Below are 21,463 nucleotides of genomic sequence, written 5' to 3' on the forward strand. Positions count from 1 at the left end.
CATGTCTGGCCGCGTAGACTGGACTCAGGTTTCTCCGTTCCCCGCGCCAGATCGGTTGCGGTGGGCTGAAGCCCACCCTACGCTTCCCGGTTGTTCCGCAGGACCTCCCGCATGCGCATCGCCCTGGGTGTCGAATACGACGGCACCGATTTCCTCGGTTGGCAGCGCCTGACCCACGGCGCCACTGTGCAAGGCGCGCTGGAGCAGGCGCTCTCGCGCGTGGCCGCGCAGCCGGTCGCGGTGACCTGTGCCGGCCGCACCGATGCCGGCGTGCATGGGCGTTGCCAGGTAGTCCACTTCGATACCGAGGTCGAGCGCGACATGCGCGGCTGGGTGCTTGGATCTTGCTCCAACTTGCCCACCTCCGTGGCGGTGTTGTGGGCGAAACCGGTGCTCGAGACCTTCCACGCCCGCTTCTGCGCGCGCAGCCGACGCTACCGCTACACCATCCTCAACCGCCCGGTACGGGCCGCGCTGGACGCCCGCTACGTCACCTGGGAGCGGCTGCCGCTGGATGCTGCGGCGATGCACGAGGCGGGACAGGCGCTGCTCGGCGAACACGACTTCTCGGCGTTCCGCGCGGTGTCCTGCCAGGCCGCGCATGCGCGACGCTGCGTGCTGGGCCTGCACGTACGACGCGAGGGCGAGCAGGTGATCGTCCAGATCGAGGCCAATGCCTTCCTGCACCACATGGTGCGCAACATCGTCGGCTCGTTGCTGATGGTCGGACGCGGACAGCAGCCAGTCGCGTGGCCGGCCGAACTGCTGGCCGGAAGGAACCGCGAAGTCGCCGGTCCGACCGCACCCGCCTCCGGCCTGACGTTCATCGGGCCGCGTTACGAAGCCCACTGGGGCCTGCCGGCAGAGGTGAGCGCATGATCCGCATCAAGTGCTGCGGCATGACGCGCGTCGAGGACGGCGTGCGGGCCGCCGAACTGGGTGCGGATGCGATCGGCCTGATCTTCACCGCGCGCAGCCGCCGGCGAGTGGACATCGACCGGGCACGTGCGATCGTCCGCGCGCTGCCGCCGATGGTCACGCCCGTGGCGTTGTTCATGGACGAGGATGCGGCTTTCGTCGATGAGGTGATTGCCGCCGTACAGCCGGCGCTGCTGCAGTTCCACGGTGCCGAGCGTGACGAGTGGTGCGCGCAGTTCGGGCGGCCCTACCTTAAGGCCATCGCGATGGGCGAGGGCGCCGATGCGCTGCCGCGCCTGCGCGCGTATCCCGGCGCCGCGGGCCTGGTACTGGACGGGCACGGCCTGGGCGAGGCGGGCGGCAGCGGCCAGGCGTTCGACTGGTCACTGATGCCGCGCGAGCTGGGACAGCCGGTGATCCTCGCTGGTGGCCTGCATCCCGGCAACGTCGCCGAAGCCATCCGCGTCGCACGCCCGTGGGGCGTGGATGTGTCCAGCGGCATCGAATCGGCACCCGGCATCAAGGACCCGGAACGGTTGGCGGCCTTCATCGCTGCGGCGCGTGCCGCAGATGGGTATGGCCGGGGCGTTTGATTACGCCGGCGCCACGGAAGTTCGATCGCCCGCGGTCGCCCGCACAGGATGTTGCCCGCGTCTCAGTGTCCGGCCAGTTCGTCGCGCGTCCACGCGGCCAGGGCTTCCAGGCGGGCATCGGCCGCGTGTGCGGTCGCGAGGATCCAGCGACCGCCCGTCTCGCGGAAGCCCCAGGGCGCCAGCAGCCGGCCGCTGGCCAGGTCGTCGGCCACCAGCGGCTGCGGCGCGATCGCCACACCCAATCCCGCGGCGGCGGCTTCGAGCAGGAAATAGAGGTGCGGCAGCGCCTGGGCCTGCTGCATGGAATCCGGCGCCAGCCCCATCGCGCGCGCCCAGTCCGGCCAGGCCTGCGGGCGCGAAGCCGTATACAGCAGCGGCTCGTCACACAAGGCGGAGGCGGGCAGGGCGCACAGGCGCTCGACATCGGGATGGCGGGGGCTGAGCACAGGGCCGATGCGTTCGGCTCCCAGGTCGTACACCTGCCAGGACGCGGGCCAGGGTGGCGCTTCCAGCAGCAGGGCGGCGTCCACCCCAGCCAGGGATGCCGGTTCCTCCTGCGCGGCCAGGTGCAAGGTCAGTGTGGGCAGTTCGTGCCTCAAACGTTCCAGTCGCGGGATCACCCAGCGCGCCAGCACGCTGCCCGAGCAGCCCAGCACCAGGGGGGCGCCTGCCTGCTCGCGCCGAAGCCGCGTCCAGCTCTCACGCAGTTGACCGAAAGCGGCGTGGCAGCTTTCCTGCAGGCTCCGCCCGGCGGAGGTCACCTGGATACCCCGGCCCTGACGGACGAACAGCGGTTGGCCCAGTGCTTCTTCCAGCGAGCGTACCTGGCGGCTCACGGCGCCGTGGGTAACGTGCAGTTCCTGTGCTGCCAGGCTCATGCTGCCCAGTCGTGCGGCCGCCTCAAAAGCGCGCAGGGCATGCAGCGAGGGCAGGTCACGCTCGGACATGTTGTGAGTCTAACTCACAAGAAGACGCGAAATTTTCGCTTTTTCGCGAGCCTGGACGGCACTAAGGTGTGAGCCTTGCGCGGCGCCCCGTCGCTGCCGATTGGAGTATTCCCATGCCCGCAAACCAGGATTTCCACTGTTGGCCGGACGCGCACGGCCGCTTCGGTGCTTACGGCGGCAGCTATGTCGCCGAGACGCTGATGGCGCCGCTCGCTGAGCTGACCGAGGCCTACCAGCGCCTGCGCCGGGACCCCGATTTTCTGGCCGAACTGGACCGGGACCTGAAGTACTACGTCGGCCGTCCCAGCCCGATCTACCATGCCGATCGGCTCTCCCGGCACGTCGGCGGGGCGCAGATCCTGCTCAAGCGCGAGGACCTCAACCACACCGGCGCGCACAAGATCAACAACACCATCGGCCAGGCCCTGGTCGCGCGGCGCATGGGCAAGCAGCGTGTGATTGCCGAGACCGGCGCCGGCCAGCACGGCGTGGCCAGCGCCACCGTGGCCGCCCGCTTCGGCATGAAGTGCGTGGTCTACATGGGCGCGGTCGATATCGAGCGGCAGAAGATCAATGTCTACCGCATGAAGCTGCTGGGCGCCGAGGTGGTGCCGGTGACCTCGGGCTCGAAAACGCTCAAGGACGCGCTCAACGAGGCCATGCGCGACTGGGTCACCAACGTGGCCGACACCTTCTACATCATCGGCACCGTGGCCGGCCCGCACCCATACCCGCAGATGGTGCGCGACTTCAACGCGATCGTCGGGCGCGAGGCACGCGAGCAGATGCTCCAAGGTTACGGTCGCCTGCCGGACGCGATCACCGCCTGCGTCGGTGGCGGCTCCAACGCGATCGGCCTGTTCCATGCCTTTCTCAATGACGCGGACGTGCGCATTGTCGGCGCCGAGGCAGCGGGCGAGGGCATCGCCACCGGCCACCATGCTGCCTCGCTGGCGGCCGGTCGCCCCGGCGTGCTGCACGGCAACCGCACCTACGTGCTGTGCGACGACAACGGCCAGATCACCGAGACGCACTCGGTTTCGGCGGGCCTGGACTACCCGGGCGTCGGCCCCGAGCACGCCTTCCTCAAGGACGCCGGGCGCGCCGACTACGTCGGCGTGACCGACGACGAAGCCCTCGAGGCCTTCCACCTGCTCGCGTGCACCGAGGGTATCCTCGCTGCGCTCGAATCGAGCCACGCCGTGGCACAGGCGATGAAGCTCGCGCGCGAATATCCGAAAGATGCGCTGGTGCTGTGCAACCTTTCCGGTCGCGGCGACAAGGACGTGCACACCATCGCCGCACGCGAGGGCATTGCCTTGTGATGCAACGGCTCGCACGCGTCGGGATTTTGCTCGTGTTGGCATGGGCCTGGGCTCCTGCCAGCGCCATGCGCCCCCTGATTCCAACGTGCGACATGCGCTATCCGGCGCATCGGAACCTCTCCTTGCAGGCGCTGCTCCACATCCTGCGTGCAGGCTCTACCGAGGAGGCTCAATGCGCGACGGGGCATCTGTCCCGCTTTGGCGCGCGCGCAGTCCCTGGGTTGGAGGCGATGCTGCACTCCAGTCGCGAGAGCGCCCGCGAGATGGCTGTGGCTGGAATCTCCGCGCTAGGTGACCAGGGACTTCCTGCGGTACCGCAGTTGCGGTCGTTGCTCGACGATCCGAGCATGCAGGTACGCAGGAGGGTGCTGCAGTCGTTAGCGGCGCTGCGGCCGCGCTCGCAGGCGGTGACGGCGGATTTGCTGGGGCGCCTGGCTCGTTCGCTAGATCGCGAAGGGGACGACTCGGACCTGATCGTCGCACTTGCGAACGCGGGCGAACTGCCCCCGGAGGCACTTGGGCCGCTCACCGCGGCTTTGAACGAGGTGCCCTCATACGACGCGCCCGCGCTCGCTGCGGCCACGGAGGCCATGGGTCACGTGAGGTCGCCGCAGGCTTTACCTGCACTGGTGGGATTGATCGGCCGTGGCCCCGAGGGGCGCAACTCGCGTGCACCTGTGGTTGTTGGTCATTTCGGCGCCCGTGCACTGCCACTGCTGATGAGGAGGCTCGCTCTGGCGGGAAGCGGGCGCGAGCGCCAGGACATCCGCTTCGCACTCCGCATCGCGTATCAGGTCATGGAGAGTCCCGGGCTCACCGAGTTCTACCAGACCGATCAGGTACTACTGCTGCGAGAGCTCGAAAATGCCGATCCTTCCATCCGCAATCGAGCACTCGACACACTCAGCCGCCTCGCGCCTGCATTCTCGGCCTTTGCCCGCATCGATCCCGTTTTTCCGGAGGATGTCTCCGTGCTCGCCAGGGCCCGGTGTGACGCTTTGCTCGCGCTGGAAGATGAAGCGCTGCCCATGACGGCGGGCGCCGAGCGTGATCGGGTTGCGAAAACGGCGGCGGCACTGCGGGCAACCCAGAGCTTTGCCGCCGCCTGTTCTGTTCCCATCTATTGAGGCTTGCGATGAACCGCATCGAATCGCGCTTTGCCCGTTTGCGACAGGCGGGTCGCACCGGCCTGATCCCCTTTGTTACTGCCGGTGACCCAGCCCCCGAGCATGCGGTGGCGCTGATGCATGCGCTGGTCGCCGCCGGTGCGGACCTGATCGAGTTGGGCGTGCCATTTTCCGATCCGATGGCCGACGGCCCGGTGATCCAGCACGCGAGTGAGCGAGCCATCGCCCGGGGCGTGGGCCTCGATGACGTGCTGCGCTGGGTCGGTGAGTTTCGCCAGCACGACGCGGACACGCCCGTGGTGTTGATGGGTTACCTCAACCCGATCGAAATGCACGGCTATGCGCGCTTTGCGCAGGATGCCGCACAGGTGGGCGTCGACGGCTTGCTGATCGTGGATTGCCCGCTGGAGGAGTCCGCCGTGCTGGAGCCGCTGCGTGCCGCCGGGCTGCAGCAGATCCTGCTGGCAGCCCCGACCACCGCACCCGCGCGTATGGTGAAGTTGTGCGAGGCGGCCCGGGGCTTCCTGTACTATGTGTCGTTCGCCGGCATCACCGGCGCGGCACGGCTGAGCACGGCGGACATTGCCGCGCGGGTGGCGGAAGTGCGCGCCGGGGCGAAGGCGCCGGTAGCCGTCGGCTTCGGCGTCCGCGATGCGGCAAGCGCGAAAGCGATTGCCGGTTTCGCCGACGCCGTGGTCATAGGCAGTGCGCTGGTCGAGCGCCTGGCCGGCGCCACGGCAGCGGACGAAATCGCCACGCGGGCGCGCGAGTTTCTCGCACCCATCCGCGCGGCCCTGGACGCGCCGTAACCTGTGCCCGCTCCCTTTCGGAGAGGGGCGGGTTTAGGAGCCGGGGCCCGCGACAAGTGACAGACGGTGCCGTCACAAGCGGCACATGGTTCCAACGAGGTCCCCATGAACTGGCTCCAGAAAATCATGACCCCGCGTGCACGCACGCACAGCGCTCCGGCCAACAAGGGCAAGGTGCCCGAGGGCGTGTGGGACAAGTGCGGCGGCTGCGGCACCGTGCTGTACCGGCCGGAGCTGGAGCGCAACCTGATGGTTTGCCCCAAGTGCGGCCACCACCACCCGATCGGCGCGCGTGAGCGGCTGCTGTCGTTGTTCGACGAGGGCTCGACGAAGGAGCTGTGGGCCAGCCTGGAGCCGACCGATCCGCTCAAATTCCGCGACTCCAAGAAATACCGCGACCGCATCGTCGCCTCGCAGAAGAAAACCGGCGAGAAAGACGCCCTGATCACCATGAGCGGCTGCCTGAAGGGCCGTCCGCTGGTCGCCGCCGCGTTCGAGTTCTCCTACATGGGCGGCTCGATGGGTTCGGTGGTAGGCGAGAAGTTCACCCGTGCGGCGGAAAAGGCGCTGGCGGAGAAGAGTGCGCTGGTGTGCTTCTCGGCCACCGGCGGCGCGCGCATGCAGGAGGCGTTGTTCTCGCTGATGCAGATGGCCAAGACCTCCGCCGCGCTTGCACGCATGCGTGATGCCGGCGTGCCGTACATCAGCGTGATGACCAATCCGACCACGGGCGGCGTGTCGGCCAGCCTGGCGATGCTCGGCGACATCAACATCGGCGAGCCGAAGGCGCTTATCGGCTTCGCCGGTCCGCGCGTGATCGAGCAGACGGTGCGCGAGACATTGCCCGAGGGCTTCCAGCGTTCGGAGTTCCTGCTCGAGCACGGCGCGATCGATCTGATCGTCGACCGCCGCGAGATGCGCGAGAAGCTCGCCGAGCTGTTCGGTATGTTGATGAAGGCGCCGCGCGCGGCCTGATCCTCCGCGTCGCCGAACGATACGATGCCGCCGAAAGGCGGCATCGTCGTTTGTGCGACGCGTGTTTTCCACAGTCGATGTGGATGCCTTCCGGAAAACCCTGTGGACAAACCGCAGAGGCAGCTTTGCCGTCAGTCACTTGGCACACGCTGATCAGTTTTTACGCATCGGCAACTTCGTGTTCGCAGGTTGTCCACAATGCTTGTGGAGTTGACTGGGGTAAGCCTGTGGATAGGTGACCTATCTGCTTGATGGGCAAGCACACCGCGACGCGGTGCGCAGGAAATGACCAGTCGCCATGCATGACGTGTGCAGGTGCTGCCGGCATACTGGACTGCCATGTTCTCCAGGAGATCCCACGCATGAAACGGATGCTGTTTGCTGCCGCACTTGCCACGGCCTGCGCCACCTCCTTCGCGCAGGTGCCTGCGCTCCCGACCACCAAGGCGCCCGCCGGCGCAGAGGCCTACATCATTTCGCCCGCCGATGGCGCCACCGTGGGTCGCGAGGTCACGGTGCGCTTCGGCCTCAAGGGCATGGGCGTGGCACCGGCCGGCGTCGGCAAGGAACACACCGGACACCACCATTTGCTGGTCGATGCCACCGACCTGCCGCTTGCCGGCCAGCCAATCCCCAACGACGAACACCACATGCACTTTGGTGGCGGCCAGACCCAGACCACGCTCAAGCTTGCTCCCGGCACCCACACGCTGCAGCTGGAATTGGGCGACGCCAACCATGTGCCGTTCGATCCGCCGGTGGTATCCAAAAGGATTACCATCCACGTGAAGTGAGCGAACACCGCCGGAGGTGCCGCATGAAGCTGTTGTCCTTCGTGGCCGCCGTGGCCATGGCATCGCCGATTTGCGCAGCGGCCACCGTCTCCATGGAGGCACAGCAATCCGTCGATTCGGGGGACGCCATCCAGGCGCCCCCGAGCGACCTCAAGGCGCGCCGCCCGTTGTTCATCGTGAAATTCGTTTTGCGGCGAGCGGCGGCCGACGCACCGCCGATCGTGATCGACGATGCCAGCCCGCGGCTCACGCCGCCGGGGAATGATTTTCCTGCGACGAGGCTGGGAGCCCTGGAGCGCGATCCCAACACGCTCGTGTGCTACGGCTGGGGTTGCCAGCGCAAGCCCTGACTTGCCCGCGCCCCCGCCGGCACAGCTCGAGCCCGGCAATGGGCTAAAATCCTGCGTTTGCCCTTTCGCAGCCGCAGAATCCCATGACCGTCCGCACCCGCTTCGCCCCCAGCCCCACCGGTTTTCTCCATATCGGCGGCGCTCGCACCGCGCTCTACTGCTGGCTGGAAGCGCGTCGTCGCGGCGGCGAATTCCTGTTGCGCATCGAAGACACCGACCGCGAGCGCTCTACCGACGAGGCAGTGCAGGCGATCCTGGACGCGATGGCATGGCTCGACCTATCGGCCGACCAGCCGGCGATCTACCAGACCCATCGACTGGCGCGCTACAAGGAAGTGGCCGACCGCCTGCTCGCTGAAGGCAAGGCGTACTACGCCTACGAGAGCAAGGAAGAAATCGAGGCCATGCGCGAAGCGGCGATGGCCAAGGGCGAGAAGCCCCGCTACAACGGCTACTACCGCGACCGCAACGAAGCGTTTCGCGAGGACCCCAACCGTGTCATCCGCTTCCGCAACCCGACCGAGGGTTCGGTGGTGTTCGAGGACAAGGTCAAGGGGCGCGTGGAGTGGGCCAACGCCGAACTGGACGATCTGGTGATCTTCCGCTCGGACGGCTGGCCGACCTACAACTTCGCGGTGGTTGTCGATGACATCGACATGGGCATCACCGAGGTGATCCGCGGCGACGACCACGTCAACAACACCCCGCGCCAGATCAACATCTACCAGGCGCTCGGCGCGCCGGTGCCGGAGTTCGCGCACCTGCCGATGATCCTGGACAAGGAAGGCAAGAAGCTCTCCAAGCGCACCAACTCGGTCAGCGTGATGGAGTACCGCGATGCCGGCTTCCTGCCGCACGCGATCCTCAACTACCTGGTACGACTGGGCTGGTCGCACGGCGACCAGGAGATCTTCTCGCGCGAGGAGATGATCCGCCTGTTCGACATCTCCGACGTCAACAAGGCCGCGTCGCGTTTCGACACCGAAAAGCTCGCCTGGCTCAACCAGCATTACCTCAAGATCGACGAGCCGCAGGCACTCGCTCCCGAATTCGAATGGCACCTGGCGCGCGCCGGCGTGGACACGGCAACGGGCCCGGCACCCGCGGACGTGATCGTGGCCTTGCGTGACCGCGTGCACACGCTGAAGGAAATGGCCGAGCGCGCGAAGATCTGGTACGCGCCGATCGCCGAATGGGACGACAAGGCCGTCGCCAAACACCTGAAGAACGACAGCGCCCTCGCCGTGCTCGACCAGGCCAAGGCGCTGCTCGCTGACGTTGAATGGAAGCCCGAGCCGATCCACCAGGCGATCGAACAGATCGCGGCCAGGCTCGAACTGGGCATGGGCAAGATCGCCCAGCCCCTGCGCGTGGCGATGACCGGCACCCAGGTGTCGCCTTCGATCGACCACACCATCTACCTGGCCGGCCGCACCGAGGCGCTCAAGCGCATCGACGACGCGATCGCGCGCGCGCGGGGCTGACCGAAGGGGCGCGCGGCATGGACGAGCTCCTTGCCCGCGCCATGCAGGGCGTCGACCCCGACGCCCCCGACGCGTTCCTGCGCGTTTTCTTGAACCTGGTGGCGCTGGTTCCCTGGGCCGCGCTCTTCTGGTGGAACCTCCTGTTCCTCGCCATCGGTGCGCTGCTGGGCTGGTGGCGCGGTCGCACCGCCGAGGGCATCGCCTGGGCGCTCGTGCTCGGCCCGATCGGGTGGCTGATCGTCCTGCGCAAACCGCGGCGACTTATGCCGCCGCCCTTGCCGGCCGGACGTCATCGTCGTCGTTAGGCGCAAGCTAACTTAAGAAGCCACCTAATCGTCTGTAGGAATGCTCCGATAGTCGCGGCCGCGCCCGCAAGGCATCATTCGGTCTGCTTTCACGAGGCTAGTGACCCTTGACTCCCCGGCAACCGGGACGCGGGGATTGCGGACATGGAGAAACCACATGAGCGAACAGTCGGGTGTCTTTGATTGGATCGAGTTCCCGGAAGGGCGTGCACGCTTCTGCGGCGGCGTGAGGGGAGCAGATCAAGCCGGACACGAAACGTTTGCGGTGGAAATAGCGGGCGAGAGCTACTACGGGGAAATTTCTTCCGTCTGGCCTGACGACTCTCACTTCAACCTGCGAATCGATTCCTTTGGTCATTCCAGAATGGAAAACGTCGGCATGCCCGTTAGGGAGGGCAACCCTTTCATCGAAAAATTCCTATCGGCTGACGTGGAGCTCATCAAATCGCTCGTTTTGAAATTGGTCCAGTCTTTCTGGAGGCGAGCGGAACGGCCTTTTGTCATGGAAATGGATGACGTCGATGAGTTTCTTGGAAAGGTCGAATTTGCACAAGGATGGGTGCTGGTGGCATGCAGGAAAGCAAACGCCTGATAGGTATCCCTGGAATCTACAGTAATGGATGCACATGCGATGTCTGATTAAATCGGTCCTCCCGGGGGAGTGGCGCAATCGTACCGTGTAGAGAAAGACCGAAAGTGAGCTCTTCGCGTTAATGGAAGATGTCTGATTGGAGATGTCGACGTTGAACAAAGGACCGCGAGCCCCCTATGGAAGATCACCAGCACCCATTCGAATGGATCAAGTTTCCGGAGGGGCGTGCACGTTTTGCGGGGGGTGTCCGCGGGTGGGACGAGGCTGGACACGACACCTTTGCGATAGAAATCGAAGGGCGCGAGTGGTTTGGCGAACTTAGAAGCTCGTTTCTAGCAAACGGCAACGATTTCAATATCGAGATTGTCTCCTTTGGTTATTCCTACAGGGATAGCGTCGGGATGCCACTTCCCTGCTTGGGGTCGCGGGCGTTCAATCGGGGCGAGCTTGAACACGTCAGAGCGCTGATCCTCAGCCTCGTTGAGGCAGGAATGGAGTTTTCGATCAGGCCGAATGTACTGCTGGAGTACCCGGGCGCGCACTTCTTGGGGAGTGTTTTTTTTCGAGAAGGATGGGCAGCGGAGTCGGCCGTGCCCTAAAGAATCGTCGTGAAAGCCCGTTGGGTGAAATCGAATGGATGTTTCAGGCCTACTTTGAAGAATCCGGGAATTAGTGGTTGCACTCCCGACTTGGTTTTACTCCCGGCTGTCTTGTAGAAAAGTGATTGCGGTTACTTACTGGAGGACGTGACGGGATTTTTCTGTTTCGTCAAAATTAAGTACATGCCATGGCGTCGAAATTGTTTCGTTCGGTTTTTCCCGACAAGGAATGCGTCGGCGAAGCACCATTCGAAACGCGTCAACCCATGGTCTCGATGTGTGCCGGTGACATTGGCGCGAAAACAGATATTCCTCGGGTATATGGAAATGAATACACATGCCATGTTCGATTGGATCGATTTTCCCGAAGGCCGGGCACGTTTTGTTGGATTGGTTCGAGGGGCGGATGAGCGGGGGCATGAGGTCTTTGCGCTGAAGCTTGACTCTGGACTTCTCTATGGAGAGATCGAACCTCGCTTTCTCGCAAATCAAAACGACTTCGATGTCGAGATAGTTTCGTTCGGTGTAAAGGACGAGTGCTCCTTTGGAGAAGCTCCTTTCGATCCACGCGAGTTTTTGCCCCGCACTCATGTCGACAAGGTTAGGGCCCTCATCCTGCGTTTGATCGCTGCAGGTGCGGCAATGGAGGACAGGCCGAGTTTTCTACGCGAAACCGAAAATTCGCACTTCATGGGTCGTGTACTCTTTCGGCAAGGTTGGGTGCGGCTCGCCGCAGGAGAGGAGCGTGCATGACCGGCCTTTCCCTGGATGGAAATCGTCTCGAAAGCGCAACTTCACTTGAACAAATAAGACAGATCGTCCAGCGGTTTTCCGCAAGCGCCCAAGGCGAGGGCGGAGTTCTCTATAGCGGGTGGATCGGAAACGTGCGAGCAGAGGCGATTGCGTTAGAGATTGCCCATAAAGGCGGGTTGCCAATCGTCAACGACACGCCACGGGCTCGGTTTTTGGCTGGCAACAATTCAAGCATCATCCGTGATTCGGCAGAAAGGATATTCCTTGCACAAGGAGAGAGTAGGGCTGCGGCCAGAAAACTTTCTTTGGATTTTCTTTACGGGGACGCGAAAGCTCCGAACGCAAGCCCTACGTCGATCATGAACTGCCTTTGGTGCGAGACCTCGCGGGAGTTCGCCTCCTCCTTGCGCGGCAACGTCGTGGTCGTGGCATCTGCCGCTGATGCCAATAGGGTTCTCGGTCGAGTCGAGGTTCTTACGGCTCTGCGGTTAGACCAATTGAATACGTTGGGAGGCCAGCCGCTTTCGCACTTACGTGGGCTGGAAGCTGAGGGCGGGATAGGTGCCGTGTTGCCTGTTATAGAACGCCAGTTCATCGAGGCAGCGAATGAGGGCATCTTCACGCTACCTGACCATCCCGGGACGGAGATCACGCAGGTATCTGTCTCAAGCGAAGTCGCGAAGGGGCTCGGGATCAACCCGGAGCGTTTCGTTGGCGGTGCCTATCTGCAAGCGTCAGGCTTAATACCTGCACCGATCGATTTGCCCTCCGCAGCCGGGCTTGTTCAAGCCGCGCCGAGTGACGTGTCCGCGCCCACTTCCATGGACCAGGCGGTCGCGCGCGATGGAGGGCATTCGCGTTTCGTCCGGGGGGCAGGGATGCTGGCAGCCGCCACGGTTGCCTATGACCTGGTATCCAGCGCGAACAGCGCGTCGGCCATGTTGGAGCAAGGCAACCGCACCGGTGCCGCGTCGGAGGTCGTCCACTTCGGCACCCGCAACCTCGGCACGTGGGGTGGGGCGGTGCTCGGCGCCGAAGTGTTCGGTACGGCGGGAGCGGAGACAGGTCCGCTCGATGTCGTGATCGGGGGTGCAGGGGCGCTGGTGGGCGCGATCGCCGGCGACAAGCTGGCCGATGCGATGGACCGGCAGCGCATCTATCACCAGCGCGATCCCGACGGGCGTGCCTGGTTTTTCGACCCGCAGCATCCCGCGCGCGGTTGGACGCACACCGCCAGCGAGCTGGATACTGGCGCGATGCGGTTGAACGACGGTTTCCCCGTCTACCGCGAACAAAGCCAGACGGCCGGAGCGGCCTTGACCGATCGGTTGAATTACCAGGCGTCCAACGCGGCCATCGAACTGGCGCTGGCTCACCCGCATCGTCCAACGGACCCCTACACGCAGCCGGCGAGTACCGGCGACACGCACAGTATCCGTGACGCGCCCTGGAGGCGTGACCCGCAAACCCACGTCTGGACGCGCCGGGTGGTTATCGGTCTGCTCGAGCACGGCATGGTCAACGCGCACGTCGAGCGGGCGCCGGCGGCACGCGCGGCCGAACTGGACCATGCGGCCGAAAGAACGGTTGCCGAAAATGCGGCCCAGTCGCCCCGGGCGATCGCGAAGCGCTATGAGGCCGCCTATCACGCATACGGTTGGCAAAAGTACGGGGTGTTGCCGGACGTTGTGGCAACGACGCTTCGTGGGGTTGAGACGGTGCCCGAGCAGCTGGCGCAGTCGGGACGTGCGCCACCGCTTTCACGCAAGGACCAGCCGATGTCGTCTCCCGCATCAGTTCCCGAGCACCTGCTCGACTTTCGCCAGATCGGCCACCCCTTGCACGCGTTCTACGAACGGGCGCTGGCCAAAGTGCACGACATGGAAGACCGCGACCAGATGCCATACGGAATGCACAGCGAGCGACTGGCGGCGGCCCTGACCGATGCGGTGGCCACTTACAACACCGGCAAGGACCCGCGCGCACGCTTCGGCACGCCGGAACGTGTCGAGCTTCGCGGCGAGGGCGCCGAACGCCAGGCGGTGGCGATCGACCAACGCGTCAACTACCACCTCCCTGAAGTGCAGGTCGGCATACCGGTGGACAAGGCGCTTGCGCGCAGTGTCGAGCAAAGCTCCCAGGATTGGGCGCGCCGCCACATGCCACACCTGCACGAAGAAAGTCCGGTCGCGCAGGCGCGCGTGGCCATATCCCGAACCGGGGCATGGCCTGCCCATGATCCTCGCCGCCCGGACGATCCCGCGCACGTGCAGTTCGAGACGCTGCGCGGAAAAGTGGCTGCGGCCTATGCCCAGGCCGGCATCGTGCGCAGCCCGCATCAACTCGACGATGCAGCTGCGGCCGTCCTGTCGCAAGCGCCGCATGGACGCGCGGAAAGTAGCCGAATGCAGATAAGCCTGTTGGCCGATCCACGAACCGGCGTGATCGGCCCGGACAGCGACCTGCTGGTGCAGCAGAGCCATGGAACCCTCACGTTGCGCACCCGGATTCCGTCGGTGGAACTGCAAGCCTCGCCGGACGAGGGTTTCGTACAGAGGGTCCAGGGCGCCCAGCATGGCCAGCCGGAGCAGGCGCCGCAGCAGGCCCAGGTCAGATAACGCTGGGTGGTCACCCACCCGGCTGCCGGGCAAGCGGTATCATCGCCGCATCAACCGGATAGGCCGAACGTGTCAGCCAAGCTCCACTCACACCACGTCGAAGACGCCGCCAGTTTCATCGCGGCGGTCGAACAGGCCAGCGAGGAGCGCGGCCTGCGGCTCACGCCGTTGCGCAAGGAAGTGCTGGAACTGGTCGCCGCAGCGGGTAAGCCGGTCAAGGCCTACGATCTGCTGGACCAGCTGCGCGAGCGCCATGGGAATGCGGCGCCGCCTACGGTTTATCGCGCCCTCGATTTCCTTCTCGAACAAGGTTTCATCCACAAGCTGGAGTCGATCAACGCCTACGTGTCGTGCCACCACCCGGCCGAGGCGCACCAGGTGCCTTTCCTGATCTGCGACAGCTGCGCGAGTGCGCAGGAAGTCTGCGATGCACGCGTCGCGGAGTTGATCGAGGCGCAGGCGCAGGCGTTCGGTTTCCGGCCGCAGGCGCAGACACTGGAAGTCCACGGCCTCTGCAAGCAGTGCCGCAAGGGCTGAGACGAAATAGCGCACTGAGCCGGCGAGGACGTATCGAGGGGCACGCCAGCTGATCTGCCTGCTGCCAGCAAGCTGCACCGCGGCCGCGCGCCAGCATGGCCGTACTTGCAGGAGCAGCATGCGTGAAGCCGGGCACTTCACCCGCAAAGAACAGTCGTTGACGCGACGCTTCGGCGTGAAGCCGAACCGGTGGCACCGTGCGAAACCCATAAAAGTTGCGGGGCGCGATACATCCCGTATCGCGCCCCGCTTTTCCCGGTGTTGGCGGGGAGGGAACGTTGCCGCACCGGAAAACCTCTGACTCGAACCGCGGCCCGTATGGCGCGCGTTCAGTCATTGTAGAACGTGGCGGCGACAGCTTGGTTGACGGGGGATTGCAGAACCGTGGCACCGACTTGCGTTATAAAGTAACATTGCGGGCAAGCTCCCCACCGAAGCCACGATGGCCCGACCGCCGACATCACGCGCATGGCAGATCGCCGACCGCTTCGGTGCGCTCGCCTCGTTCCTGTGCGCGATCCACTGCGCGGCGCTGCCGTTCGTGCTCGCCGCGCTGCCGCTGGTGGGGCTCGAATTCCTGGCCGATCATCGGTTCGAGCGCGCGTTCGTCATGTTCGCCTGCGCACTGGCGTTGCTGACGCTGGTCAATGGCTACCGCCGGCATCGGCGGCCGGTTTCGCTGATGCTGGCGTTTCCCGGCCTGGCGCTCCTGCTGCTGGGCGTGACCGTCGCCGAGCAGTACCCGATTACCCTGCACAGCGTGCTGGTCACTTGTGGTGGCCTGCTGCTGGCGAGCGCGCACTTCGTCAATCTGCGGCTGGATCACCGACAGGCGCACGTACACGATGCCGGTTGCGCGCATTGATCAGGCGGTGATTGTGTAACGCGCGGGGGCATTCCTACGATGGCCCGATGAGCAAACCGCACGATCACGAACACGACCACCACGATCACGGGCATGACCAGGATCACGGGCATGACCACGATCACTCGAGCGTGCGTGGGCGCAAGCTGCTGGCCGCCTTCCTGCTGACCCTGCTGATGCTCCTGGCCGAGGCCGTCGGCGGCCTGTGGTCGGGATCGCTCGCGTTGCTTGCGGATGCGGGTCACATGATGGTCGATGCCTTGGCGCTCGCGCTCGCCTTCATCGGCGCGCGACTGGCGCTGCGTCCGGCCGATGCCCGTCGCAGCTATGGCTACGGTCGACTGGAGGTGCTGGCCGGCTTCGTCAACGCGCTGACCCAGTTCGTGCTGGTGGGCTTCATCGCCTTCGAGGCGATCACCCGCCTGATGCATCCGGGCGCGATTCTTTCCGGTGTGATGCTGGCGGTAGCGGTGCTGGGCCTGCTGGTCAACCTGCTTGTGCTGCGCGTGCTGCACGGACACGCCCACGACGACGTCAACATGGCCGGCGCAAGCCTGCACGTGCTGGGCGATCTGCTCGGCTCGCTCGGCGCCGTGCTGGCCGCGCTGGCGGTGCGTTTCATGGGCTGGAACTGGGCCGATCCGGTGCTCTCGCTGCTGGTGTCGCTGCTGATCCTTGGCGGCGCCTGGCGCCTGCTGCGCAAGTCGGCGCATATCCTGCTCGAAGGCGTGCCTGAGGATCTGGATGTCGCCGAGGTCGAGCAGGCGCTGCGCCAGGCCGATGCCTCCATCCGTGACGTCCATCACCTGCACGTGTGGCAGCTCGCCTCCGGATCGCGCATGGCGACGGTGCATACACAGGTGGAGGGCGATGGCGCCGAGGCGGTGGCGGCAATCCATCGCCTGTTGCGCAAGCAGTTCGGCATCCTGCACGCGACCGTCCAGGTGGACGCCGGCCCGTGCACGGACCATGCGCGCGACTGCCTCGGACACGGCCATCGCTGAGTGCGCGAAGGGGCGGCAGCCCGCCTTTCCGTACCCGCCTCGGCGCTCTTGCGCTTTGCCTCTTCGCTGCTACGATGGCTGGCCGTTCACGCATACGAATCAAGGAGTTCCCATGGGTAAGGGCGATCGCAAGACCCGTCGCGGCAAGACCTACCGCGGCAGCTACGGCAACAGCCGCGCGCACGATGCGCAGCCGGCCGTGGTCGGCGCCAAGACCACAGTCACCAAACCGGCCGCCGCCAAGAAGGCCGCGCCCAAGAAGAAGTCCGCCTGAGCTTTCCGCTCGACGGATCGAAGGAGCCCCGCCATGCGCGGGGCTTTTTTTTGGCGTTCCGCGACGATTAACCGGGGAAGACACGCGCTTCACCGTGCGCATGGAAACGTGCGGCTGGCAGGGGTGGCAGTGGAGTCGGCATGAACGCAATCGAGCTTTTGACCCAGGACCACAAGAACATGAGGGCGCTGCTGGAGGAGCTGGCCGGCACCACCGCGCGCGGCGTGAAGAAACGCCAGGAGCTGTTGGACAAGATCGAAACCAACCTGCGCGCCCACAACACCATCGAAGAAGAAATCTTCTATCCGGCGTTCAAGAAGGCCGGCGATGGCAAGGACGACGCGAAGATGTATTTCGAGGCGCTGGAAGAACACCGCGCCGCCGGCGACCTGGTGTTGCCGGACCTGCTCAAGACCGAGGTCGACAGCGAAAAATTCTCCGGTCGCGCCAAGGTGCTCAAGGAGTTGTTCGAGCACCACGCCGATGAGGAGGAGAAGGAGATGTTCAAGCGCGCCAAGGCGCTGCTGAGCAAGAAGACGCTGGAAGAGCTGGGCGAGCAGATGGCGCAGCGCAAGGTGGAGCTGAAGAAGCGCCAGGCAGCGGCCTGAGGTGGCGTCGCACATCATGGCAAACACCGACCAGCACGAACACGAGGCCTCCTTCGACCCGCGGCACAGCGCGTTGCTGATCATCGACATGCTCAACGACCTTGAATTCGAGGGCGGCGAGGCGTTGCTGGAGCAGGCCATGCCGGCCGCGACGACGATCGGGCATTTGCGCGACTGGTATCACGCGCACGGCCTGCCGGTGATCTACGCCAACGACAACTTCGGGCGCTGGCACGCCGATTTCGCCAAGGTCATCGAGCACTGCCGTCGGGTCGGTTCCCGCGGCGCCCGGCTCAGCGACGGCCTGCTGCCGGGCGTGGAAGACTATTTCATCCTCAAGCCGCGTCATTCGGCGTTCTATGAGACGCCGTTGTGCACGCTGCTGGAGAAACTCCAGATCAAGGCGCTGGCGCTGGTCGGCATTGCCGGTGACGACTGCGTGCTGCGCACCGCGATGGACGCGCAGATGCGCCAGTACCCGTTGTGGGTGCCGGCCGACGGCATCGCCTCGCAGACCACCCTGCGCAACCAGCGTGCGCTGGCGTGCATGCAGGAAGTCGCCAAGGCCGACATCACCCGCATCGACGCGCGCCTGCCGGAATGGGACAACACTCAGCGGAGCCAGAAAATGAGCAGCCACGACCGCAAAGACTCGCAGCATCCCGATTGCAACAAGCCCCAGCGCCCGGAAACCGAGAACGAGCGGCAGGGCCGCAAGGCGCATGAGAGCGACCTCACCGACGAAGCCGTCGAGGAGACTTTCCCGGCGAGCGATCCGGTGTCGCCGTTCATTCCGGCGAAAACACCGGAGGATTGATTTTCGCGATGGTGAGAGCCGAGGCCGGGGCCTTGGATGGTTTCTCGCAAGACTTCCGCCCTTCGGGCACCTTCCCCCGCAAGCGGGGGAAGGATTCAGGCGGTCGCTTGCGTCATGCGCCATTCCCTGCAAGCGGAAAGGGGCTCGGGCTGCAGTCTGCATCAACGAGCCTTCCCCGAGGCACCGCGAAGGTGCCGACAGACCGATGGGGCGCTCGGAGCGCGGTCTCCGGTCAGGCTTGCGGCAAAGGTTCTCCGCCCGCCCAGACCGAACGCTGCAGATCGCCGCCGATCCAGTAGCAAAGCTCGGCGGGCATCCGTGCGTTCCACACCACCAGATCCGCGCGCTGGCCAACCGCAAGCGTGCCGCGATCCGCCAGTCCGAGGGCGCGCGCCGCGTTCAGGGTGATCCCGCGCAACGCTTCTTCGGGCGTCAGCCGGAACAGCGTGCATGCCATGTTCGCTGCCAGTCGCAGCGAAAGCAGCGGCGAGGTTCCCGGGTTGCAGTCGGTGGCGATCGCCATCGGCACGCCGTGCGCACGCAAGGCGTCGATCGGCGGGAGACGGGTTTCGCGTAACGCGTAGAACGCGCCGGGCAACAGCACTGCTACGGTGCCTGCGGTGGCCATCGCGCGGATGCCCGATTCGCTCAGATGCTCCAGGTGGTCGGCGGACAACCCGCGGTGCTCGGCGACGAGCGCCGCGCCGTCGAGATCGGACAGCTGCTCGGCATGCAATTTCACCGGGAGGCCAAGCGCGCGGGCGCGCTCGAACACGCGTGCGGTCTCCTCGCGGCTGAAGCCGATGCCTTCGCAGAACGCGTCCACCGCGTCGACCAGGCCTTCGGCGGTCAGCGCCGGCAGCATCACGTCGCACACCAGGGTCACGTAATCGGCACGCCGCTCGCGGTACTCCGGCGGCAGGGCATGCAGGCCGAGGAAACTGGTACGCACGCCGATGCCCAGCGCTCCGCCGATGCGCCGCGCCACGCGCAACATGCGGCGTTCGGTGTCGAGGTCGAGCCCGTAGCCCGATTTGATCTCCAGCGTGGTCACACCATCGCGAAGCAGCGCGCGCGCGCGCGGAAGGCTCTGCCGAAGGAGTTCGTCACCGTCCGCGGCGCGCGTGGCGCCGACGGTCGAAGCGATGCCCCCGCCGGCGCGCGCGATCTCCTCGTAGCTCGCGCCGTTCAGGCGCATGTCGAACTCGTGCGCGCGATCGCCGCCGAATACCAGGTGCGTGTGGCAATCGACCAGGCCTGGCGTCACCAGCGCACCGTCGAGGTTTTCGACGGTATCGGCCAGGGCGTCGGCCGCGCCCGGAAGCTCTGCCACGGGGCCGACCCATGCGATGGTTCCATCCTTGATCGCCAGCGCACCGCGCTCGATCAATCCGAACGGCCGCTCCCCGGTGAACGTGGCCAGCGTTGCGCCGATCAACAGATGGTCCCAACGCGGCTTGGTCATGGCGTTTCCCGGCGAAGCTTGCGGAGAGGGTTGGAGGCGGGCATCGCGCGATTATCGCAAACAGGCGCCGCCGCCGTGGACCTCAAGAAGGGCCCCACCCGCAAGCGGGGCCCTGTAACGCCTTACAACGGCTGCGGGCGCCAGCGCATTTCGTACAGGTCGAAGCGCCGGTCCTTGAGGTTGGTCACCGCACCGGCGTTGCGCGCGCGGGCGAGGCTTTCCAGGCGCAGGTCGGCGAACAGCACCGTCTCGATATTCGGCGTCGAATCGGCGGCCACGCCATCGCGCGCGAAGGGGAAGTCGCTGGGGGTGAGGATGCAGCTCTGGCCGTACTGGATGTCGAAGTTGTTGACGCCCGGCAGGTTGCCGACGTTGCCCGACAGCACCACGTAGCACTGGTTTTCGATCGCCCGTGCCTGCGAGCAGTAGCGCACCCGCAGGTAGCCTTCGCGCACGTCGGTGCAGAAGGGCACGAACAGGATCAGCGCGCCCTGGTCGGCCAGGTGCCTGGCCACCTCGGGAAACTCGGAGTCGTAGCAGATCATCACGCCGATCGGGCCGCAGTCGGTCTGGATCGTGGCTGCGCTCTCGCCACCGGTGATGTTCCACACGTTGCGCTCGCTGGGCGTGGGATGCAGCTTCTCGCGTTCGTGCAGCGAGCCGTCGCGCAGGCACACGTAGCAGACGTTGTGGATGTCGCCGTTGGGTTGTTCGGTCGGGTGCGAGCCAGCGATGATATTGATGTTGTAGCGCACCGCCAGGCGGCTGAAGAGCTCCTTCACCTGCGGCGTGTGCTGGCTGAGCTTGCGGATCGCCTCGACCGGCGACAATTCCTCGTTCTCGATCGACAGCAGCTGCAGCGTGATCAGCTCGGGGAAGGTCACGAAATCAGCGTTGTAGTCGGCGGCGATGTCGGTGAAGTACTCCACCTGTGTCGCGAACTCGTCGAACGAGCGGATGCGCCGCTGGAAGTACTGCACCGAGGCCACGCGCACCGAATCGGGCAAGTGCTTCGGGGACGGAATCGAGGGAATGTCCGGATGGTCGAGCAGGCTGGGGTTGCGCCATGCCAGATGCACCGCCCAGCCCAGCGACTCGTGGTCCGACGGCACGTAGGCGCGCAGCAGTCCGATCACCTCGAAGCCGTTGGCGAGCTGGAAGCTAAGCGTGGCGTCGCGCCGTTCACCGGCGACCACCGCCTGTACGTACGCCTCGGCACTGCCGTAGCGGCCGATGGTCTTGGCCAGGCCGGGAATGCGCCCGCCGAATACGATGCCGCGCAGCTTCAGGTCGACGCACAGTCGCTTGCGTGCGTGGTAGAGCCGCTGGCCGATGCGCATGCCGCGGTAATCCGGGTGCACCACTACTTCCATGCCATACAGCCAATCGCCGTCGGCCTTGTGCCGCGAGCCCATGCCGCCGCCGGTGATCTGCGCCCAGGTATGCGGCTTGAGCGCGGTCGCCTCGTCGATGCGGAACGTCGCGCAGTAACCGACCACCTTGCCGGCGTACTCGACGACGAACTGGCCCTCGGGAAAATGCGTCTGCTGGGAGCGCAGCATCTCCGCCGAATGGCCCCATTCGGGCGAGTAGACGCGGCCGGTGAGGTCCACGAGCGCCGGCACATCATCGGGACGGGCCTGGCGCAGCAGCAGTTTGGCGGTTTGCTCGGGCGTCTTCTTGGGCATGCGGCCAGTATCCGAA

23 protein-coding genes are annotated in these 21,463 nt (G+C 65.4%); 20 read left to right on the plus strand and 3 right to left on the minus strand.

Annotated features, from left to right (window positions below):
• Positions 1-111: 111 nt before the first annotated feature.
• The gene (truA, locus tag ACFWZ3_RS04780; protein ID WP_439706643.1) at positions 112-879 is read left to right on the plus strand and encodes a tRNA pseudouridine(38-40) synthase TruA; all 768 of its coding nucleotides are present in this window, start codon (positions 112-114) and stop codon (positions 877-879) included.
• Complete coding sequence (locus ACFWZ3_RS04785) at positions 876-1,511, plus strand: phosphoribosylanthranilate isomerase (RefSeq protein ID WP_439706644.1); 636 nt, start codon at positions 876-878, stop codon at positions 1,509-1,511. Before truA ends, ACFWZ3_RS04785 begins: the two co-directional genes overlap by 4 nt.
• A 62-nt stretch (positions 1,512-1,573) precedes the next feature.
• Here ACFWZ3_RS04785 and ACFWZ3_RS04790 read toward each other — a convergent pair whose 3' ends face one another.
• The gene (locus ACFWZ3_RS04790) at positions 1,574-2,458 is read right to left on the minus strand and encodes a LysR family transcriptional regulator (protein WP_439706645.1); all 885 of its coding nucleotides are present in this window, start codon (positions 2,456-2,458) and stop codon (positions 1,574-1,576) included.
• Positions 2,459-2,571: 113 nt separating this feature from the next.
• On the opposite strand from ACFWZ3_RS04790, the gene trpB reads away from it, so the two are divergent.
• The 18 genes from trpB (at position 2,572) to ACFWZ3_RS04880 (ending at position 18,294) form a co-directional block, all read left to right on the plus strand.
• Entirely contained in the window at positions 2,572-3,783 is a 1,212-nt protein-coding gene (gene trpB, locus ACFWZ3_RS04795) for a tryptophan synthase subunit beta (RefSeq protein WP_439706646.1), read from the plus strand.
• A 92-nt stretch (positions 3,784-3,875) separates the two neighbouring features.
• Complete coding sequence (locus ACFWZ3_RS04800; protein ID WP_439706647.1) at positions 3,876-4,910, plus strand: HEAT repeat domain-containing protein; 1,035 nt, start codon at positions 3,876-3,878, stop codon at positions 4,908-4,910.
• 8 nt (positions 4,911-4,918) lie between these two features.
• Positions 4,919-5,719: a tryptophan synthase subunit alpha gene (trpA, locus tag ACFWZ3_RS04805; protein ID WP_439706648.1), complete on the plus strand. Its 801-nt coding sequence runs from the start codon at positions 4,919-4,921 to the stop codon at positions 5,717-5,719.
• 105 nt (positions 5,720-5,824) lie between these two features.
• On the plus strand, positions 5,825-6,694 hold the full coding sequence (accD, locus tag ACFWZ3_RS04810) for an acetyl-CoA carboxylase, carboxyltransferase subunit beta (RefSeq protein ID WP_439706649.1): 870 nt from the start codon (positions 5,825-5,827) through the stop codon (positions 6,692-6,694).
• 362 nt (positions 6,695-7,056) lie between these two features.
• Complete coding sequence (locus ACFWZ3_RS04815) at positions 7,057-7,488, plus strand: DUF4399 domain-containing protein (RefSeq protein WP_439706650.1); 432 nt, start codon at positions 7,057-7,059, stop codon at positions 7,486-7,488.
• Between the two features lie 23 nt (positions 7,489-7,511).
• Positions 7,512-7,838, plus strand: a complete 327-nt coding sequence (locus ACFWZ3_RS04820; protein WP_439706651.1) for a hypothetical protein — start codon at positions 7,512-7,514, stop codon at positions 7,836-7,838.
• An 83-nt stretch (positions 7,839-7,921) separates the two neighbouring features.
• Positions 7,922-9,322: a glutamate--tRNA ligase gene (gltX, locus tag ACFWZ3_RS04825; protein ID WP_439706652.1), complete on the plus strand. Its 1,401-nt coding sequence runs from the start codon at positions 7,922-7,924 to the stop codon at positions 9,320-9,322.
• Between the two features lie 17 nt (positions 9,323-9,339).
• Positions 9,340-9,627 carry a hypothetical protein gene (locus tag ACFWZ3_RS04830; RefSeq protein WP_439706653.1) on the plus strand — a complete coding sequence of 96 codons (288 nt, stop codon included), beginning with the start codon at positions 9,340-9,342 and terminating at the stop codon, positions 9,625-9,627.
• A gap of 157 nt (positions 9,628-9,784) precedes the next feature.
• A complete protein-coding gene (locus ACFWZ3_RS04835) occupies positions 9,785-10,219 on the plus strand; it encodes a hypothetical protein (protein WP_439706654.1) in 435 nt (144 codons plus the stop codon).
• Positions 10,220-10,395: 176 nt separating this feature from the next.
• Complete coding sequence (locus ACFWZ3_RS04840; RefSeq protein ID WP_439706655.1) at positions 10,396-10,818, plus strand: hypothetical protein; 423 nt, start codon at positions 10,396-10,398, stop codon at positions 10,816-10,818.
• Positions 10,819-11,160: 342 nt separating this feature from the next.
• Positions 11,161-11,571 carry a hypothetical protein gene (locus ACFWZ3_RS04845; protein ID WP_439706656.1) on the plus strand — a complete coding sequence of 137 codons (411 nt, stop codon included), beginning with the start codon at positions 11,161-11,163 and terminating at the stop codon, positions 11,569-11,571.
• A complete protein-coding gene (locus tag ACFWZ3_RS04850; protein ID WP_439706657.1) occupies positions 11,568-14,189 on the plus strand; it encodes an XVIPCD domain-containing protein in 2,622 nt (873 codons plus the stop codon). The genes ACFWZ3_RS04845 and ACFWZ3_RS04850 overlap by 4 nt, the downstream gene beginning before the upstream one ends.
• A 69-nt stretch (positions 14,190-14,258) precedes the next feature.
• Entirely contained in the window at positions 14,259-14,726 is a 468-nt protein-coding gene (locus tag ACFWZ3_RS04855) for a transcriptional repressor (protein WP_439706658.1), read from the plus strand.
• A 442-nt stretch (positions 14,727-15,168) separates the two neighbouring features.
• Positions 15,169-15,591: a MerC domain-containing protein gene (locus ACFWZ3_RS04860; RefSeq protein ID WP_439706659.1), complete on the plus strand. Its 423-nt coding sequence runs from the start codon at positions 15,169-15,171 to the stop codon at positions 15,589-15,591.
• A gap of 47 nt (positions 15,592-15,638) precedes the next feature.
• Entirely contained in the window at positions 15,639-16,595 is a 957-nt protein-coding gene (locus ACFWZ3_RS04865) for a cation diffusion facilitator family transporter (protein WP_439706660.1), read from the plus strand.
• Positions 16,596-16,707: 112 nt separating this feature from the next.
• Entirely contained in the window at positions 16,708-16,869 is a 162-nt protein-coding gene (locus ACFWZ3_RS04870; RefSeq protein ID WP_439706661.1) for a 30S ribosomal protein THX, read from the plus strand.
• A 140-nt stretch (positions 16,870-17,009) separates the two neighbouring features.
• The gene (locus ACFWZ3_RS04875; RefSeq protein ID WP_439706662.1) at positions 17,010-17,477 is read left to right on the plus strand and encodes a hemerythrin domain-containing protein; all 468 of its coding nucleotides are present in this window, start codon (positions 17,010-17,012) and stop codon (positions 17,475-17,477) included.
• 16 nt (positions 17,478-17,493) lie between these two features.
• The gene (locus ACFWZ3_RS04880) at positions 17,494-18,294 is read left to right on the plus strand and encodes a cysteine hydrolase family protein (protein WP_439706663.1); all 801 of its coding nucleotides are present in this window, start codon (positions 17,494-17,496) and stop codon (positions 18,292-18,294) included.
• A gap of 232 nt (positions 18,295-18,526) precedes the next feature.
• Here ACFWZ3_RS04880 and hutI read toward each other — a convergent pair whose 3' ends face one another.
• Together hutI and ACFWZ3_RS04890 are read right to left on the minus strand one after the other, a co-directional pair.
• A complete protein-coding gene (gene hutI / locus ACFWZ3_RS04885) occupies positions 18,527-19,759 on the minus strand; it encodes an imidazolonepropionase (RefSeq protein WP_439706664.1) in 1,233 nt (410 codons plus the stop codon).
• Positions 19,760-19,881: 122 nt separating this feature from the next.
• A complete protein-coding gene (locus tag ACFWZ3_RS04890; protein WP_439706665.1) occupies positions 19,882-21,447 on the minus strand; it encodes a GNAT family N-acetyltransferase in 1,566 nt (521 codons plus the stop codon).
• Positions 21,448-21,463 lie beyond the last annotated feature (16 nt).

It is taken from the genome of Frateuria sp. GZRR35 (assembly GCF_051900415.1).
Lineage (GTDB): Bacteria > Pseudomonadota > Gammaproteobacteria > Xanthomonadales > Rhodanobacteraceae > Frateuria_A.

Bases quoted from the DNA above. Each gene is read 5' to 3' on its own strand.
- trpB (WP_439706646.1), top strand. From the start codon at position 2,572: ATGCCCGCAAACCAGGATTTCCACTGTTGGCCGGACGCGCACGGCCGC.
- ACFWZ3_RS04830 (WP_439706653.1), top strand. From the start codon at position 9,340: ATGGACGAGCTCCTTGCCCGCGCCATGCAGGGCGTCGACCCCGACGCC.
- trpA (WP_439706648.1), top strand. From the start codon at position 4,919: ATGAACCGCATCGAATCGCGCTTTGCCCGTTTGCGACAGGCGGGTCGC.
- ACFWZ3_RS04890 (WP_439706665.1), bottom strand. From the start codon at position 21,447: ATGCCCAAGAAGACGCCCGAGCAAACCGCCAAACTGCTGCTGCGCCAG.
- gltX (WP_439706652.1), top strand. From the start codon at position 7,922: ATGACCGTCCGCACCCGCTTCGCCCCCAGCCCCACCGGTTTTCTCCAT.
- ACFWZ3_RS04865 (WP_439706660.1), top strand. From the start codon at position 15,639: ATGAGCAAACCGCACGATCACGAACACGACCACCACGATCACGGGCAT.
- hutI (WP_439706664.1), bottom strand. From the start codon at position 19,759: ATGACCAAGCCGCGTTGGGACCATCTGTTGATCGGCGCAACGCTGGCC.
- accD (WP_439706649.1), top strand. From the start codon at position 5,825: ATGAACTGGCTCCAGAAAATCATGACCCCGCGTGCACGCACGCACAGC.
- ACFWZ3_RS04850 (WP_439706657.1), top strand. From the start codon at position 11,568: ATGACCGGCCTTTCCCTGGATGGAAATCGTCTCGAAAGCGCAACTTCA.
- ACFWZ3_RS04840 (WP_439706655.1), top strand. From the start codon at position 10,396: ATGGAAGATCACCAGCACCCATTCGAATGGATCAAGTTTCCGGAGGGG.
- ACFWZ3_RS04880 (WP_439706663.1), top strand. From the start codon at position 17,494: ATGGCAAACACCGACCAGCACGAACACGAGGCCTCCTTCGACCCGCGG.
- ACFWZ3_RS04815 (WP_439706650.1), top strand. From the start codon at position 7,057: ATGAAACGGATGCTGTTTGCTGCCGCACTTGCCACGGCCTGCGCCACC.
- ACFWZ3_RS04835 (WP_439706654.1), top strand. From the start codon at position 9,785: ATGAGCGAACAGTCGGGTGTCTTTGATTGGATCGAGTTCCCGGAAGGG.
- ACFWZ3_RS04860 (WP_439706659.1), top strand. From the start codon at position 15,169: ATGGCCCGACCGCCGACATCACGCGCATGGCAGATCGCCGACCGCTTC.
- ACFWZ3_RS04875 (WP_439706662.1), top strand. From the start codon at position 17,010: ATGAACGCAATCGAGCTTTTGACCCAGGACCACAAGAACATGAGGGCG.
- ACFWZ3_RS04820 (WP_439706651.1), top strand. From the start codon at position 7,512: ATGAAGCTGTTGTCCTTCGTGGCCGCCGTGGCCATGGCATCGCCGATT.
- ACFWZ3_RS04800 (WP_439706647.1), top strand. From the start codon at position 3,876: ATGCGCTATCCGGCGCATCGGAACCTCTCCTTGCAGGCGCTGCTCCAC.
- ACFWZ3_RS04790 (WP_439706645.1), bottom strand. From the start codon at position 2,458: ATGTCCGAGCGTGACCTGCCCTCGCTGCATGCCCTGCGCGCTTTTGAG.
- ACFWZ3_RS04845 (WP_439706656.1), top strand. From the start codon at position 11,161: ATGTTCGATTGGATCGATTTTCCCGAAGGCCGGGCACGTTTTGTTGGA.
- ACFWZ3_RS04870 (WP_439706661.1), top strand. From the start codon at position 16,708: ATGGGTAAGGGCGATCGCAAGACCCGTCGCGGCAAGACCTACCGCGGC.
- truA (WP_439706643.1), top strand. From the start codon at position 112: ATGCGCATCGCCCTGGGTGTCGAATACGACGGCACCGATTTCCTCGGT.
- ACFWZ3_RS04785 (WP_439706644.1), top strand. From the start codon at position 876: ATGATCCGCATCAAGTGCTGCGGCATGACGCGCGTCGAGGACGGCGTG.